Raw genomic sequence first — 15,592 nt, forward strand, 5'->3', positions numbered from 1 at the left:
TGCCGCAAGCGCGCCAGCGCGAACGCTTCGCATGGTTACCGGCATCGCCCGCGCCGAACGCATCGTCACGCCGCCACCCTTAACCGATGGCTAACGATAATCCTTAATAATGTGGAGACGAGTGAGGTCGTGAGGTCGCGGCTCCGCGCGAGGAAAATTGATGAAGCCAGCCAGGATCGACGAGCGCACTCTCCCGCCGCTGTTCGACATAGGTGCCGTGTGGGCCATTCTTTGGGCGCGCCGCGTGATGGTGCTTGCCATCGCCAGCGCGGCATTGTTGTTGGCGCTGTCCTATCTTGCGGTGACCAAACCGAGCTATACGGCAACGGCCTCGATACTGATCGACCCCCGCGACACGCGCGCGACCAATTTCAACAACGTGCTTCCGGGGATCGGCTCCGACAGCGCCGCCATCGCCAGCCAGGTCTTCGTCATCCAGTCGCCTGACCTGCTCGGCACCGTCTTCAAAAGCCAGAAGCTCGACAGCGATCCGGAGTTCGCCGGCGTCGGCCTCATGTCGCGTCTGCTGTCGCTGTTCGGAGCCGGCGCGGGCTCGCCTCAGGACGCCGCCTTCAAGCGCTTCCTGAACAAGGTCTCTGTGGAGCGCGAAGGGCTGACCTATGTCATCAATGTCAGCTTCACGTCGCCGTCGCCGGAAAAGGCCGCGCGCATCGCCAATGCCATCGTCGACCAGTACCGGGCAGGCCTCGTGGGAGAACGCGAGACCGCCAACAGCGACGTGAACACGCTGCTCACGGACAGGATCTCCGGCTTGCAGAAGGACGTCAGCGACGCCGAGCGGGCGGTCGAGGATTTCAAGACGAAACACAATATCGTCAACTCGACGGATGGCGGCACGCTGCAGTCGCAGCTCGATCAGCTCACGGCGCAGCTGATCGCCGCCCAGGGCGACGCCGATCAGGCCAAGGACCGCTACAACCAGGCGCTGGCCGCGGGCAACTCGCCGGCCGGACTCTCCAAGCTTGCGGACATTCTGACCTCCACCTCGGCCATCAAATTGCGCGACGACTACAACCAGCGCGCCACCGAGCTTGCCAGCCTGCAGACCATGTACGGGCCGCGTCACCCGACGATCGGGCGGCTTCAGTCCGAGCTGGAGCGGTTGCAGCGGCTGATGGCCGCCGAGGCGGATCGCATAAGGCAGCAATTGAAGGCCAGCTACGACCTCGCGGTGCAGAATGTCGGGAAGCTGCAGGACAAGCTCGAAGCCCTGCGCCAGCAGTCGACGAACTCGAACATCGCGCAGGTGCAGCTCAGGCAATTGGAATCGAAGGCTCAGGCCGCCCGCGCGGTGCTCGACGACTATCTCAAGCGCGCGCAGGAAACATCCCAGATGCAGGGCGTGCAGACCTCCGAGGCGCGCAAGATCGGCGTCGCCTCGCCGCCCGTGCAGCCGACTTGGCCGAAGCCGGTCCTGCTTCTCTTGGTGAGCGCCGTTCTGGGGCTCCTCGCCGGATGCGGCCTCGCTCTGGCGCTTGGTCCGATCCCGCGGGTGGAAGAGGATCCGCTGGCACCGAAGGAAGTCGCGGCTGAACCGGTCGCGGACAGGAAGGACGGCATGCCTGCCAGCCCCCGGCCGTTGCCGATGCCGGCCAATTTCGGCGAGTACCGCCTGCCTGGCGTTGCCGGCGGGACCGCCTATTCCAACATCAAGGCGATCAGGAAGCAGCTGTTCCAGACCGGAAACGAAACGCTGTCACTCGACGTGCTGAAGATCATGCGGCAGATGGTCCTGCACTTGAACGACCATGGCAAACCCTTTGTCATCCTTGTGTCTTCGATCCGCAGCAGTTTCGAGGCAAGGATCGCGGGCGCGATGCTGGGCATCGGCATGCAGCGGGCCGATCAGAATGTGCTGATGGTGGAAATTGGCGATCACTTGTCCAACTCGACGACGGACGGAGCCGGGTTGTTCATCGACGGCGCGACCGGCCTGCAGACCGTCGTGTGCAGCTCTGTGGCGGAGAAAGGCCCCGGCGTTGCGGATCGCAGCACCTTCCGCGGCATTCTGGCGGAGGCCGGAAGCGCGTTCGATTTCGTGCTCGTGATCGCGCCTTCCTTCAACGAGAACGGCTGGACTCCGGAACTCTTCGCCAAGGCCGATCTTGCGCTTCTCGCGCTTGCCCCTTCGGAGCAGCCTTCGGAAGCCGCCACGCTGCTTGCACATAAATTCGGCGCCGGCCAGATCGGCCGCAGCGCCACCCTTGTCGTCGCTCCGGACAGCGCGCGACCGGCCGGGGCAACCGACGGACCGCGAGCGGCCGGCGAACAGCGCCGTAGCGCCGCCGCCCGGGGGTAGGCGGTGGACGGGGTGGATCGATGACATCGCCGCCCAAGGTGTCGCGGCGGCATGCGCTGGCTCTTGCCGCCGGGACCCTTCTCGCCACCTCCCCTCTGCCACGGTCCGTCGCGCTGGCTACGGCCGATGCCCGTGTCCCGTCGCGCGGCTTCAACCTCCCGGGATGGCTCGACCGCGACAGTGGGTCTGCTCCCGCCACGGCCACGCTTGAGAAGCTGCGCCAGGCGGGGTTCGAGACGATCCGGCTGCCGGTAAACGCCGATCTCGTCTCCGGTGGTGACCCCGCATCGCTTCGCCGCATCCAGAACGGGATCAGGGACCTTGTCGGCTTCGGCTTTTCGGTCCTCCTCGACATGCACCCCTCGGGCGAGCTGGTGGCGGCTTTCCGAAACGATCCCGAGGCCGCGGGCGAAAGGGTGCTTCAGGCCTGGATGGCCCTGCGTGTCGTCGTTGCCGATCTGCCGGCGCAGTCGGTCTATCCGGAGCTGCTGAACGAGCCGCCCTTGGAACGGAGCGCATGGCTGGCGCTGCGAGAACGGATCGCCGCAACGCTGCGAGCAAACTGCCCGCTCCACACGCTGGTCTGGGGACCGGCACGGTTTCAGGGCATCTGGGAAATCGCCGACACGCCGCCGCTCGCCGACGACAACCAGATTGCCGCCGTTCACTACTACGCGCCCATGGCCTTCACCCACCAGTGCGAGAACTGGGGTGCATCGCCGCTTGCCCGCATCGCAAACCTGCCCTTTCCCGCAAGCAAGGAAACGGCGGCGGTGAACGGGCTGCTTTCCAAATTACGCGCGGCGGGCGACGAAGAGGCAGCCAAGCTCGTTGAGGACGAGTTGTCGGCGCCTTGGACGGCGGCGCGGATCGCCCAGGACTTTGCCGATCTGGCGCGCTGGTCCGCGACCCACGGCTGCCCGGTCATGCTGAACGAGTTCGGCGTGCTCAATTTCTGCGTGGACGCCGAAAGCCGCGCCTCCTGGGTGCGCGCCGTGCGCGAGGCGGCTGAGGCGAACCATGTGGCATGGACCTATTGGGAGCTCGATCAGGGCTTCGGCTTCATCAGGAGCAGGCGGAGCGTCGAAGGGTTCGACGGCTCGATGATTGCCGCGCTGCTCGGAGGCTAGCGGGACGTGGACGACAGGCGTCATGAACGCTTGCTGGGGCAGGCAATGACCGGAGCGGGCCAGCGATGAGCACGACGCAGGCCTATTCGCCTGCCCAACCAGGCATGCCGCGCCGCGACACGCCCGAAGCCCTGCTGCATGTCGGCACGGCCTTGCTCGTCGTTGCGCTCGCCGTCTCCTCCTTTGCTGTGTGGACTCCCTTCGGGGTTGCCGCGACCTTCGTGCTGACGCTGATGATTGCGAACGCAATGCCTTCGGGCGTTCCCGTGCTGATCATCTGCGCCTTCCTCTACCAGAACCTCGTAGTCGCCTGGTTCACCCCTTACATCCCCGACAACGACACTTTCGACGCGCTGCGCGGCACCAATTTCATCATCCTGATGACCGCGTTCGGCATTTTTCTGGCTGCCTCTTTTCAGTACCGCGTCCGCGCGCTGACCGAATTGCGTCCGTGGCTGCTTCTCAGCATGGTGCTGTGCGGCACGGTTTGCTTCTATTTCGCCCTCGGCGTCGTGCATGGCGGCCCGAAGGACGCGGTCGTCTATTTCCGCAATACCATCACGCCGCTCGCCTGCTTTCACGTCGCGGTCCTCGCCGCCAGCCTTTATCCGCTCGATCTGCGCAAGAGCATGCTCTGGCTCGGCGCCGGCGCGATCGTCTATGGCTATGCGGAACTGACCTTCACCATGGATTTCCTCGGCCTCTTCCATGGCGACCAATATGTCGAGCGCAGCATATCGCGGCAGGTCGAGACCGGCGTGTGGGAAAAGGCGCTCCAGGAAACGGGTTTCGTTTACCGCGGGATCGAGGACGTGATGACCACGACCTTCTTCAACACGCCGCTGTTCAACGACATCCTGCCCAGCGTCTTCCGCATCGGCGGACCGAACTTCCATCCAATCAGTTACGCTTACGCCTTGAGCATCATTTCGGCCTGGCTGCTGTTCAAAGGACGATGGTTGCTGCCTCTCGCCGCCTTGCCGCTCCTGCTGGTCATCGGCTCCAAGGGAGCGACCTTCCTGCTCTTCGTTGCGATTGCCGTGCGGCTCATCTACCGCCCTTCCCGCGCCGGTCTGGCGCTCCTGGCCGTGATCGCCCTGGCCGTGGTCTGGACGACCGCGGCGATCGCCTATGGCGCCACGCATGGCGACTATCACGTCCTCGGCCTGATCGCCGGCATGCGCGACTTCCTGGCTAACCCGCTCGGCCAAGGACTGGGTCTCGGCGGCAACCTGTCGAGCACGAGCATCAATCTCAATTGGCAAAGTGCTCAGGCCGAGGGCGCCGCCTCCGTGCCGGTCGAGAGCGCGGTCGGCGTCATGCTTTACCAGATGGGCGTAGGCAGTCTCGTCTTCTTCGGCTTCCTGGCGGCGCTGGCCGTGGCATTGCGGCGGCAGCTCATCCAAACCGGCGACCCTGATTTCCTGTTCGGCTTTGTCGGCATCGTCACCATATCGGCCAACGCGGTGCTGCAGGAGGAGGCGTTTTACTCCCCTCTCGCCCTCGCCTTCTGCCTTTTGCTCGTGGGCATCTCGCTCGGAACACGCTGGCGCATGGCCGCGGCGGCAAGAGCCGAAGCAGCGGGCTGACGTTCGGATCGGCTGGATTCCAGGCCAGCTTCGCGACTTCGTTCAGGAACCGAACAGCACCATCTCGGTGAACGTCAGGTCTCCCGGCGAAGGCGATTTCGGGCCCTTGAAATACTTGATCCCCTTCTTCGGAAAATACCTGCCGGAGAGACCCGGAACCGGGGCCATCGCATCGACGAGGCAAAGCAGCTGCCCGCGCCGCAGGAGAAAGCGCCCCACGGCCCCGGCGCAGCGGACCAGATCCGCGTGGGAGCGGCAGTAGACGACCTGGCAGCACGGCATGATGCCATGCAATATCCGGCGCGGCTTCAGGACAAGCGGCAACGCCAGGCCGTCGCAGATGCAGATCAGCGACAGGCAGCCCAACGCGGCATGCTCGAGCAGTATGTATTTCTCATTGTCGGTGAGCTCAGCCATTTCGGCGAGGTCCGCATGGGCTTCGAGCACACGGTCCGGGCGCGGCATCGCACTCAGAACGGGAAAGAAGGCCATCTGGCCGCCGGAAAACAGGCGAAACCCGAATGCCTTGTTGAGCTTCACCGTCCCCGGCGATGGCGAAATATTGGTGTAGACCACGTCCTTGCGCATGATGACCGTGGCGATCATCCTGCTGGCATAGGGTCGGAACTCCGCATCCACGGACCAGCTCGAGAGATTGCAGCGGATTTCGTCGCCATCCACGCCCCTGTGCCTGGCATAGAGCGTCAGCACGGCGCCGACGATCCGGCCCGACTTCTCGAGGACGAAACCGTAGCGCGGAAAATCGGCGACGGCGGGCCGCTGCGACAGGCGGGTCAGCGCCTCGATCCAATAGCCGTGGCTGCGTTCCGGAAAGCCCCTGTGCAGGCAATCCGCCACGCCCGCCCAATCTCCCTCGTCGAAGGGTCGGCAGCCGACACCGGGAGGAAATGCACCGAGAACCGCCATAGTCGACTCAAGAAATAAGGCACCGGATATGATCTGTGTCCGTATTATCCTGACGATCGATTACTAACGAATTACACTGCCGTCGACGCGAATTTTATTGGCCGTATTCGGCGATGCCGCGTCGCGCTCCCTGCGCACAACCAGCAAGCCAAGCTTTACAACCGTTACGGCAGATAAGAGTTGTAGAATCAACTAATATTTCTTCCCGGGTATTTCTGGACAGAACCTCCACACGGTTTCCTGGATCGCCTGAAGGCAGGCCCGCGGCGAACCTTCGCGCACCAATGCAACAGCCGGCACCCTGGCGCCGGAGCCCTACTGCAGTCGGCTGCGGGGCGGGGGCCGGAGCCTTCGCAGTGCTTCGCGCAGCCGAGCAAACCGGTTTGGCTCAACGGGCAAATTTCTGCATGATACCGCTTGTACCGAAATCTCATATGTGAACATAATCTTCACAAGAGAAAATTTGGGGAGGATCGATCGCGTCCGGCTCCGGCCCTGCCCGGACGGCGCGGCCTATTCTCCGGCAGCGGACGACCAGGATAATGACCAGCTTCCCGCCGACCGTCGGCGTCGCTTCGACACGCCCTTCAGACATGCCGGCCGATCACGCCGAGCTGCCGGTGTGGAACGCCGAAAACTGGTTCTACGAGGATTGGCCGGTCGGCCAGAAGATCCGCTCGCTCCGCCGCACCATGGCCGAAGGCGACAGCCATCTCTTCAACACCCTGGTGCTCGACATCCACCCCTACGTGCAGGACCAGATGTTCGCCGAGCGCGAAGGCATTTTCGGCAAGCGTCTTGTGGCGGGCGCGTTCGTCTTCTCCGCCGGCCTCGGCCTCGTCGCCACCAATTGCGTCAACGCCTTTTCCTACGGCTACGACAAGCTGCGCTTCATAAAGCCGGTCTTCATCGGCGAGACCATCTATTCGATCCGCACCAACATGGAGAAGAAACCCCGTTACAAGGACATGGGGCTGATCCGCGCCAGCTACGAAGTGTTCAAGGGCGAAGGCGAGTTGGTGCTCTACTGCGAGCATCTGCAGACGGTGAAATACAAGAATCCGGCCGACTTCGCCGGCAAGACGGAGAAGTGATGATGGCCGCCGACCTGCCGCTGTCCGGCCTTGTCGTTGTCGACATGAGCCAGTTCCTGTCGGGACCTTACTGCTCGCTGAGGTTGCTCGACCTCGGCGCCCGCGTCATCAAGATCGAGCGGCCCGACGGTGGCGACCTGTCGCGCCGGCTCTATCTCAGCGACACCGAGATCGGCGGCGATTCCACCATCTTCCACGCCATCAACCGCGCCAAGGAAAGTTTTGCCGCCGATCTGAAGAACGAGGAAGACCTGAAAGCGCTGCGCGGGCTGCTTGCGAAAGCAGACGTGCTGATCCAGAATTTCCGTCCCGGCGTCATCGAGCGGCTCGGCCTCGACTATGAGCATGTGCGCACGCTCAACCCGCGCCTGGTCTATGCCTCGATCAGCGGCTATGGCGAGGAAGGCCCGTGGGTGAAGCGTCCGGGCCAGGACCTGCTCGCCCAGGCGCGCTCCGGCGTCATGTGGCTGAACGGCGACGAGGATCAGGGTCCGGTGCCGTTCGGCCTGGCGATCGCCGACATGCTGGCTGGTGCGGCCTGCGCGCAAGGCATCCTAGCGGCACTTGTCCGGCGCGGCATCAGCGGCCAGGGCGGCCATGTCGAGACCAGCCTGCTCGAGGCCTTGATCGACTTCCAGTTCGAGGTCCTGACGACGCACCTCAACGATGGAAGGCGCCTGCCGCGCCGCTCGTCCTTCCGCAGCGCTCATGCCTATCTCGCGGCGCCCTACGGCGTCTATCCGGCAAAGGACGGTTTTCTGGCGATCGCCATGACGCCGATCCCGAAACTGGCCGACCTGCTCGAGATCGAGGCGCTGGCACCCTACCGCGACCAGCCGTCGACCTGGTTCACCGCGCGCGACGAGATCAAGGCGATCATCGCGCAACGCATCGCGCAGAAATCGGTCGACGAATGGCTGGCGATCCTCGAGCCGGCCGACATCTGGTGCGCCAAGGTGCTGAACTGGAAGGAGGTGCTGGAGAGCGACGGTTTCAAGGCGCTCGACCTGCTGCAGACCGTGACGCGCGAGGACGGCGTTACGATCCACACCACCCGCTCACCGCTCAGGGTCGACGGCGTGCGCGCCAGGGTCGAGCGGGCAGCGCCACTGGTCGGCGAGCACAGCGCAAAAATCCGCGCGGAGTTTGGCCTGTGAGTGGTGTGTCGTTGAAAGGCATGACCTGGAACCATCCGCGCGGCTACGATCCGATGATCGCCTGCTCCAGGCTTTGGCAGGAAAAGACCGGCGTTTCGATCGAATGGGAGAAGCGCTCGCTGCAGGATTTCGAGTCCTTTCCGGTGGAAGAACTCGCTCGCGCCTATGACCTGATCGTCATCGATCATCCGCATGTCGGCCAGATCACCGCTGAAAAATGCCTGGCGCCGCTCGACGTGCCGGGCCGCGAGGCGGAGCGCGAGGCGCTGGCGAGGGCAAGCGTCGGCCGATCCTATCCGAGCTACAACTGGCAGGGGCGCCAGTGGGCCTTTCCGATCGATGCCGCGACCCAGGTGGAGGCCTGGCGGCCCGACCTGATCGAGGCCGCGCCGACGATCTGGACCGAAGTGCTGGAGCTTGCTGAGCAGGGCCGCGTGCTTCTGCCGCTCAGGCCGCCGCATTCGCTGATGTGCTTCTTCACTTTAGCCGCCGATCTCGGTCGGCCTTGTGTTGTCGAAGGCCCGGACGATCTGGTCGATCCCGAGACCGGCGAAACTGTCGTCGAGATGCTGCGTGAGATCGCGGCACTCGTCGACCCCGAATGCCTGACGATGGACCCGATCGCGGTGTTCGAGAAAATGGCCGAAGCCGGCTCGCGCATCGCCTGCGCGCCGCTGATCTACGGCTACGTGCCCTATGCGAAAGCCGGGTTCCGCCCCAACCGGCTGGCCTTTTGCGACATGCCGTCCGTGGGCGGCAACGGTCCGGTCGGCTCCGCCCTCGGCGGCACCGGCATCGCCGTCTCGGCCTTCTCCGCGGCCGGCAAGGAAGCGATCGACTTCGCCTACTGGATCGCCAGCGGCGATGTGCAACGCGGCCCCTATGCCGCCGGCGGCGGCCAGCCCGGCCATGCTGCCGCCTGGGAGGACGCTGCCGTCAACGCCGCGACCGGCGACTTCTATCGCGGCACGCGGGCGACGCTGGAGGGCGCCTGGGTGCGCCCTCGCCATGACGGCTACATGGCGTTCCAGCAGGCGGCATCCGACCGCCTCAACGCAGGCCTTGCCGACCGGCAGGACGCAAGCTGCGTCGTCGCCGATATCAACCGCCTTTTTCGTGAGAGTTTCGCGCCGGCCGTTGCGGCCGGCTAATGCATATACCTAGCCTGCTCGGCGGTGGGGGCCTTACAGTCGCCAGAGCTTCTTCGCGTTGCCGGAGAGCAGCTTTGTGCGCTCGGTCTCGCTCGCGCCGACGATGAGCGCATGCGTCGCCGCCACCCAGCCGAGCAGTCCGCCGCCCAGCGTGCAGACGGGCCAGTCGCTGCCCCACACGACGCGATCCCAGCCGAAGCTTGCGATCGTGTGCTCGACATAGGGCCGCAGCGTCTCCGCGGTCCAGGTCGCGGGATCGGCATAGGCGACGACGCCCGAAATCTTGCCGACGACATTGGGGCGCCGCGCGATCGCGTCGATCTGCTCGCGCCATGGATGCTCGTCCTTGCCCTTGATGTCGGGCACGCCGCAATGATCGAGGACGAACTGCACGTCCGGCGCCAGATCGACGAGCGCAATGGCCTGCATCATCTGCCTCGGCAGGACGCAGAGATCGAACGTCAGCCCGCTGCCGGCGATACGCTTGATGTTTTCACGAAAAAGCGTGCCCTCGGAAACGTCGTCGGGCACGACATGCAGCACGCGGCGAAAACCTTTGACGAAGGGATCGGCCTTCACCTTGTCCAGCCAGGCGGCGAAACCGGGTTCCTCCGGCCGGCACGACACGATCGCGCCCCTCACCAGGCTGCCGGGCTTCTTCGACAGTCCTTGGACATGGACCGTCTCGGCCTCGATATCGGCAGGGTCGACGTCGACCTCCATATGCAGCGCCAGGTCTATGCCCGCGCGGCGCGCCTCTGTGGCATATTCATCGTGGGAGAAGTTGCGATCCAGCGCCGGCACGCCGGACAGCCAGGGATAGCGCAGCGCCGCCTTATCGATGAGGTGCAGATGCGTGTCGACGATCATGGCTTCCTCCCTTGTCGCGCTCATGCATGCCGCCCAAACCCTACAGCGGTTTGAGAAAACGACATGCATCAAAACATGGACTCGATCCTCTCACGGGAGAATTCATCATTCAAATAAGAATTACTCCTTCGACCTCACATCCGATCCAGCGAGTTGCGACAGACGGGCCGCGGCGGCCTGGAGCAGCGTGATGGTCCTGGTGATATCGGGCGCGGCCGGCGCATTGACCAGGGTAATATAGGGTATCGTGAGCGCGGCGATGCCGCGTCCGTCGGGACCGAGCACTGGCGCCGACAGATTGTAGACGCCAGCCGTCTGCAGCGAAGCCATCATCTCATAGCCGCGGTCGCGCACCTGGTCGAGGCGAGCAAAGAAGTCGGGCGACAGCTTCATCTCCTCGTTGCTGCGCAGATGCTCGGCGATCATCATCTCGCGTTCTTCCGGCGAGCGGAAGGCCAGCAGCACATGTCCCGATCCGGTGTCGAACAGGCTGATATGCGAGCCGACGCGGATCGAGATACCCCAGTATCGCGGCGCTTCCTGCTGGGCGATGACCACGGCGCTGCCGCGGTCGAACACCACGAGCTGGTTTGCCTGCCACGACGTCTCGGCCAGTTCGCGCATGATCGAGGTGGCGTAGGAGACCAGCCTGCGCACCGGCGCGTGCAGCTGGCCGAGCCCGAAGAGCTTCAGCGTCAGCGAATAGCGGTCGCCGTCGGGGCGTGTGACGTAGCCGCGTTTCACCAGCCGGTCGAGCATCCGGTAGAACTCGTTCGGGCTGCGGTCGAGCCGCTTGGCGATCTCGGCCTGGGTCAGGCCGCCATCGACGCTGGCGAGCAGCTCCAGAATGTCCAGCCCCTTGTCCAGTGCCGGTGCGCGATAGCGGTCTTCCTCGTCGTCCTGCACCGGGTGCCCCTCTGGTGAATTTCCATCTTCATATACGCAAGAGCGCCTTCATTGGGAAGAAGTTTCGGCTTGACGACTTATGAATATTTTGTTTGCATATGAATGAAGCGGCTGAGCTTCAGGTCATGACGGCCCATGAGCCGTCCAGGGAGGAATTCATGAACAGATTGCTCTCCGGCGTCGCCGCCGGCGCATTGCTCATGGCATCGGGCGCTGCATTCGCGGCCGACCTGCCGGGCAAGTTTCCCGGCGTCACCATCGACGCCAAGCTGATTGGCGGCCAGCAATACGAAAAGCTCTACGAGCGCATTGGCGAGTGGGAAAAGGCGACCGGCGCCAAGGTCAACGTCATCTCCAAGAAGAACCACTTCGATCTCGACAAGGAGATCAAGTCGGACATCGCCTCCAACTCGATCACCTGGTGCGTCGGCTCCAACCACACGTCGTTCGCGCCGCAATATCCGGGCATCTACACCGACCTCGCCAAGCTCCTGCCGAAGGAGGAGATCGATGCCTTCGTTCCGGCCAACATCGCGGCCGGCACGCTCGACGGCAAGCTCGTGATGCTGCCGCGCGCGCAGTTCGACGTCTCGGCGCTCTACTACCAGAAGAGCCTCTACCAGGACGAAGCCAAGAAGAAGGCCTATAAGGAAAAATACGGCGAGGACCTCGCGCCGCCGGACACCTTCGACGAGATGGCCCAGCAGGCCGAATTCTTCGCCAGCCCGCCCGATTTCTACGGCACGCAATATGCCGGCAAGGAAGAGGCGATCAACGGCCGCTTCTACGAGATGCTGATCGCCGATGGCGGCGAATATCTCGACAAGGACGGCAAGCCGGCCTTCAATTCCGAGGCCGGCGTCAAGGCGCTCGACTGGTTCGTCAAGCTCTACAAGGCCAAGGCCGTGCCCGCCGGCACCACCAACTATCTGTGGGACGATCTCGGCCAGGGCTTCGCTTCCGGCACCGTGGCGATCAACCTCGACTGGCCGGGCTGGGCTGGCTTCTTCAACGACCCGAAGTCGTCGAAGATTGCAGGCAATGTCGGCGTCAAGGTTCAGCCGAAGGGCTCGTCCGGCAAGCGCTCGGGCTGGTCCGGCGCGCACGGCTTCTCGGTGACCGAGAACTGCGCCAACAAGGAGGCCGCCGCCTCGCTGGTCTGGTGGCTGACCAATGAGGACAGCCAGAAGCTGGAAGCCGCCGCCGGCCCGCTGCCCACCCGCACCAAGGTCTGGGAATGGGACCTCGAGCAGGCGAAGTCCGACCCTTACAAGACCGAGGTGCTGCAGGCCTTCCAGGAAGCCGCCAAGAACGCTTTCCCGGTGCCGCAGACGCCGGAATGGATCGAGATCTCCAACGCCGTCTATCCGGAACTGCAGGCCGCGATCCTCGGCGACAAGACCTCCAAGCAGGCGCTCGACGACGCTGCCGCCAAGGCGACGCAGATCCTCGAGGACGCCGGCAAGCTCTAAGGACTATCCTCCCTGCGGCGCCAGCCGTCACGGCTGGCGCCGCTTTGACCGATGCGGCCGCCATGCGATTGGATCGCCGGCCGCGCAGATATCTTTGGGACATTGCATGACGGCCAAGCGGCTTTCCGCGCCAACCCTTCTTCTGCTGCCGGCCGTGCTCGTGCTGGCGGCCGTGGTGGTCGTGCCGCTCTGCCTGTCTTTCTACTCCAGCTTCACGCCGTTCAGGCTGACGCGGCCGGAGACCTTCTTCACCGTCATCGGCCTGCGCAACTATCGCAACATCCTCTCCGACGCGAATTTCTGGTGGGCCTTCGGCCGCACCGTGCTCTTGCTCACCATCGCGCTCAATCTCGAGATGCTGCTGGGACTCGGCCTCGCGCTGCTGGTCGAGAAGGCGAGCCGCGGCCAGCGGCTGCTGCGCACCATCATGATGTTCCCGATGATGTTCTCGCCGATCCTGGTCGGCTTCCAGTTCAAGTTCATGTTCAACGACAATATCGGGCTGGTGAACAACGCGCTGCAGTCGCTGGGCATGACGCAGGACGCCATCCCCTGGCTGATCGAAGGCCGTCTCGCCTTCATCGCCATTTCGATCGCCGAAATCTGGTCCTCGACCTCGATCTTCGCGATCCTGATCCTCGCCGGCCTGCTCGCCATGCCGAAAGAGCCGGTCGAGGCGGCGCGCGTCGACGGCTGCACGCCGTGGCAGACCTTCCGCTATGTGACCTGGCCCTTCATCATGCCCTTCGCCTACATCGCCATGACCATCCGCTCGCTCGACGTCGCGCGCGCCTATGACATCGTCAAGATCATGACGGACGGCGGCCCGGCCGGCCGCACGGAACTTTTGTGGACGCTGGTCGCGCGCACCGCCTACAGCGACGCGCGCATGGGCGTCGCCAACGCGATGGCCTATTTTTCGATCCTGCTGTCGATCGTCTTCACCGTCTATTTCTTCAAGAAGCTCGCCGCGGCGCGCACCCAGATCGGCGCGGAGTGGTGAGAATGGACGCCAACGCATCTGCCCGCCTGAAGCGCCGCGCTGCAACCGTCGCGCACCGCGTCGGCCTGTTCCTCGCCATGCTTTTCATCTGCCTGCCCGGCATCTGGATCGTGCTGCCCTCGCTGCGGCCGACGGTCGAGATCCTCGCCAAGCCGCCGGTCTGGATCCCGCAGCAGGTCTCGCTAGACGCCTACGTCGCGATGTTCAGCGGCGTCGGCAAGGGCGGCATTCCCGTCCTCGACTATTTCCGCAACTCGCTGATCATCTCGGTGACGTCGACCGTCATTGCCATCGCCATCGGCATGGCCGGCGGTTACGCCTTCGCGCGCTACCGCTTCCGCGGCAAGTCGGCGATGTTCCTCGGGCTGATGCTGACGCGCACCGTGCCCGGCATCGCGCTCTCCCTGCCGCTGTTCTTCGTCTATGCGCGCCTCGACATCATCGACACTCATTTCGGCCTGATCCTGGCCTATGTCGCGCTCAACGTGCCGTTCACCATCTGGCTGATCGACGGCTTCTTCCGCCAGGTGCCAAAGGATCTCGCCGAGGCCGCGCAGATCGACGGCTGCACACGCTGGCAGGCTTTTTGGCAGGTCGAGTTTCCGCTCGCCGGACCGGGCATCGCATCCGCCGGCATCTTTGCCTTCCTCACCTCCTGGAACGAGTTCGCGCTGGCCTCGCAGCTGACGCGCTCGATCAATTCGAAGACTCTGCCCGTTGGGCTGCTCGACTACACCGCCGAATTCACCATCGACTGGCGCGGCATGTGCGCGCTGGCCGTGGTGATGATCATTCCGGCACTTATCCTTACCTTCATCGTGCAAAAGCACCTCGTCGGCGGCCTGACCTCCGGCGCGGTGAAAGGTTGATCCGATGGCGATTGTCTCGCTCAAGAAACTGACCAAGCGTTACGGCAACATGGAGATCGTCCACGGCATCGACCTCGACGTCGCCGACCGCGAGTTCATCGCGCTGGTCGGGCCGTCAGGCTGCGGCAAGTCGACCACGCTGCGCATGATCGCCGGGCTGGAGGACATCTCCGGCGGCACGATCGAGATCGGCGACCGCATCGTCAACGACCTGCCGCCGCGTTCGCGCAACATCTCGATGGTCTTCCAGTCCTACGCGCTTTATCCGCACATGACGGTGCGCGAGAATCTCGGCTTTTCGCTGAAGATCGCCGGCGCGCCGAAGGAGGAAATGGACCGTCGCGTCGCCGAGGCATCCGCCATCCTCGGCCTCGACGCGCTGCTCGAGCGTCGCCCCTCCCAGCTTTCCGGCGGCCAGCGCCAGCGCGTCGCCATGGGCCGCGCCATCGTGCGCGATCCGGACGTCTTCCTGTTCGACGAGCCGCTCTCGAATCTCGACGCCAAGCTGCGCACGCAGATGCGCACCGAGATCAAGAAATTGCACGCCAAGGTCAAGTCCACCGTCATCTACGTCACGCACGACCAGGTCGAGGCGATGACGCTGGCCGACCGCATCGTCATCATGCGCGACGGCCATATCGAGCAGGTTGGCACGCCAGACGAGGTTTTCCAGCGGCCGGCGACGCGCTTCGTCGCGGGCTTCATCGGCTCGCCTCCGATGAACCTGCAGGAGGCGACCGTGGAGGATGGCAAGGTCGTCTTCGCCGGCGGCCAGAGCCTGCCGCTGCCCGGCCGCTTCAAGGCCAAGGTCAGCGCCGGCGACAAGGTGGTGTTCGGCCTGCGTCCCGACGATCTTTATCCGGTCGGCCACGGCTTGCATTCAGGCGATGCCGCGGACGTCCATGAGATCGAGCTGCCGGTGACGGTAACCGAGCCGCTCGGCAACGAGACGCTGGTCTTCGCCGAATTCGACCGCCGCGACTGGGTCTCGCGCATGCTGAACCCGAAGCCGCTGAAAGCGGGCGACCGCGTCGCGATGCACTTCGACCTGTCGCAGGCGCATCTCTTTTCCGCGGAAACCGGCAAATCCTTGAGGAGCTGACG

The 15,592-nt window shown here is 64.3% G+C and carries 13 protein-coding genes; 10 read left to right on the forward strand and 3 right to left on the reverse strand.

Features of this window, described 5'->3' with window-relative positions; translation table 11 throughout:
• Positions 1 to 160: 160 nt before the first annotated feature.
• From RFN30_RS17025 to RFN30_RS17035, 3 genes are all read left to right on the forward strand, one after another.
• Positions 161 to 2,320 carry a GumC family protein gene (locus RFN30_RS17025; RefSeq protein WP_320263241.1) on the forward strand — a complete coding sequence of 720 codons (2,160 nt, stop codon included), beginning with the start codon at positions 161 to 163 and terminating at the stop codon, positions 2,318 to 2,320.
• Between the two features lie 20 nt (positions 2,321 to 2,340).
• Positions 2,341 to 3,450: a glycoside hydrolase family 5 protein gene (locus RFN30_RS17030; protein WP_320263242.1), complete on the forward strand. Its 1,110-nt coding sequence runs from the start codon at positions 2,341 to 2,343 to the stop codon at positions 3,448 to 3,450.
• 65 nt (positions 3,451 to 3,515) lie between these two features.
• The gene (locus RFN30_RS17035; protein WP_320263243.1) at positions 3,516 to 5,039 is read left to right on the forward strand and encodes a hypothetical protein; all 1,524 of its coding nucleotides are present in this window, start codon (positions 3,516 to 3,518) and stop codon (positions 5,037 to 5,039) included.
• A 42-nt stretch (positions 5,040 to 5,081) separates the two neighbouring features.
• Here the strand turns inward: RFN30_RS17035 and RFN30_RS17040 are convergent, their stop codons facing one another.
• The gene (locus RFN30_RS17040; RefSeq protein WP_320263244.1) at positions 5,082 to 5,966 is read right to left on the reverse strand and encodes a GNAT family N-acetyltransferase; all 885 of its coding nucleotides are present in this window, start codon (positions 5,964 to 5,966) and stop codon (positions 5,082 to 5,084) included.
• Between the two features lie 542 nt (positions 5,967 to 6,508).
• On the opposite strand from RFN30_RS17040, the gene RFN30_RS17045 reads away from it, so the two are divergent.
• Genes RFN30_RS17045 through RFN30_RS17055 form a run of 3 tightly spaced genes read left to right on the forward strand, consistent with a single transcriptional unit; the run spans position 6,509 to position 9,368 of the window.
• Entirely contained in the window at positions 6,509 to 7,060 is a 552-nt protein-coding gene (locus tag RFN30_RS17045; RefSeq protein ID WP_320263245.1) for a MaoC family dehydratase, read from the forward strand.
• A complete protein-coding gene (locus RFN30_RS17050; RefSeq protein WP_430699056.1) occupies positions 7,060 to 8,217 on the forward strand; it encodes a CaiB/BaiF CoA transferase family protein in 1,158 nt (385 codons plus the stop codon). The genes RFN30_RS17045 and RFN30_RS17050 overlap by 1 nt, the downstream gene beginning before the upstream one ends.
• A 20-nt stretch (positions 8,218 to 8,237) precedes the next feature.
• Complete coding sequence (locus RFN30_RS17055) at positions 8,238 to 9,368, forward strand: extracellular solute-binding protein (protein WP_320263447.1); 1,131 nt, start codon at positions 8,238 to 8,240, stop codon at positions 9,366 to 9,368.
• A 33-nt stretch (positions 9,369 to 9,401) separates the two neighbouring features.
• On the opposite strand, the gene RFN30_RS17060 is transcribed toward RFN30_RS17055, so the two are convergent.
• Positions 9,402 to 10,238 (reverse strand): amidohydrolase family protein, encoded by an 837-nt coding sequence (locus RFN30_RS17060; RefSeq protein ID WP_320263448.1) that lies wholly within the window; start codon positions 10,236 to 10,238, stop codon positions 9,402 to 9,404.
• Positions 10,239 to 10,358: 120 nt separating this feature from the next.
• Positions 10,359 to 11,144: an IclR family transcriptional regulator gene (locus RFN30_RS17065; protein ID WP_192254852.1), complete on the reverse strand. Its 786-nt coding sequence runs from the start codon at positions 11,142 to 11,144 to the stop codon at positions 10,359 to 10,361.
• Between the two features lie 158 nt (positions 11,145 to 11,302).
• On the opposite strand from RFN30_RS17065, the gene RFN30_RS17070 reads away from it, so the two are divergent.
• From RFN30_RS17070 to RFN30_RS17085, 4 genes are all read left to right on the forward strand, one after another.
• Positions 11,303 to 12,616 carry an ABC transporter substrate-binding protein gene (locus tag RFN30_RS17070; RefSeq protein ID WP_320263247.1) on the forward strand — a complete coding sequence of 438 codons (1,314 nt, stop codon included), beginning with the start codon at positions 11,303 to 11,305 and terminating at the stop codon, positions 12,614 to 12,616.
• Between the two features lie 106 nt (positions 12,617 to 12,722).
• Complete coding sequence (locus RFN30_RS17075) at positions 12,723 to 13,619, forward strand: carbohydrate ABC transporter permease (protein ID WP_320263248.1); 897 nt, start codon at positions 12,723 to 12,725, stop codon at positions 13,617 to 13,619.
• Positions 13,620 to 13,621: 2 nt separating this feature from the next.
• Positions 13,622 to 14,488 carry a carbohydrate ABC transporter permease gene (locus RFN30_RS17080; RefSeq protein ID WP_320263249.1) on the forward strand — a complete coding sequence of 289 codons (867 nt, stop codon included), beginning with the start codon at positions 13,622 to 13,624 and terminating at the stop codon, positions 14,486 to 14,488.
• A gap of 4 nt (positions 14,489 to 14,492) precedes the next feature.
• Positions 14,493 to 15,590 carry an ABC transporter ATP-binding protein gene (locus tag RFN30_RS17085; RefSeq protein WP_320263250.1) on the forward strand — a complete coding sequence of 366 codons (1,098 nt, stop codon included), beginning with the start codon at positions 14,493 to 14,495 and terminating at the stop codon, positions 15,588 to 15,590.
• The last annotated feature ends 2 nt before the right edge of the window (positions 15,591 to 15,592 follow it).

It is taken from the genome of Mesorhizobium dulcispinae, from assembly GCF_033977345.1.
GTDB classification, from domain to species: domain Bacteria; phylum Pseudomonadota; class Alphaproteobacteria; order Rhizobiales; family Rhizobiaceae; genus Mesorhizobium; species Mesorhizobium dulcispinae.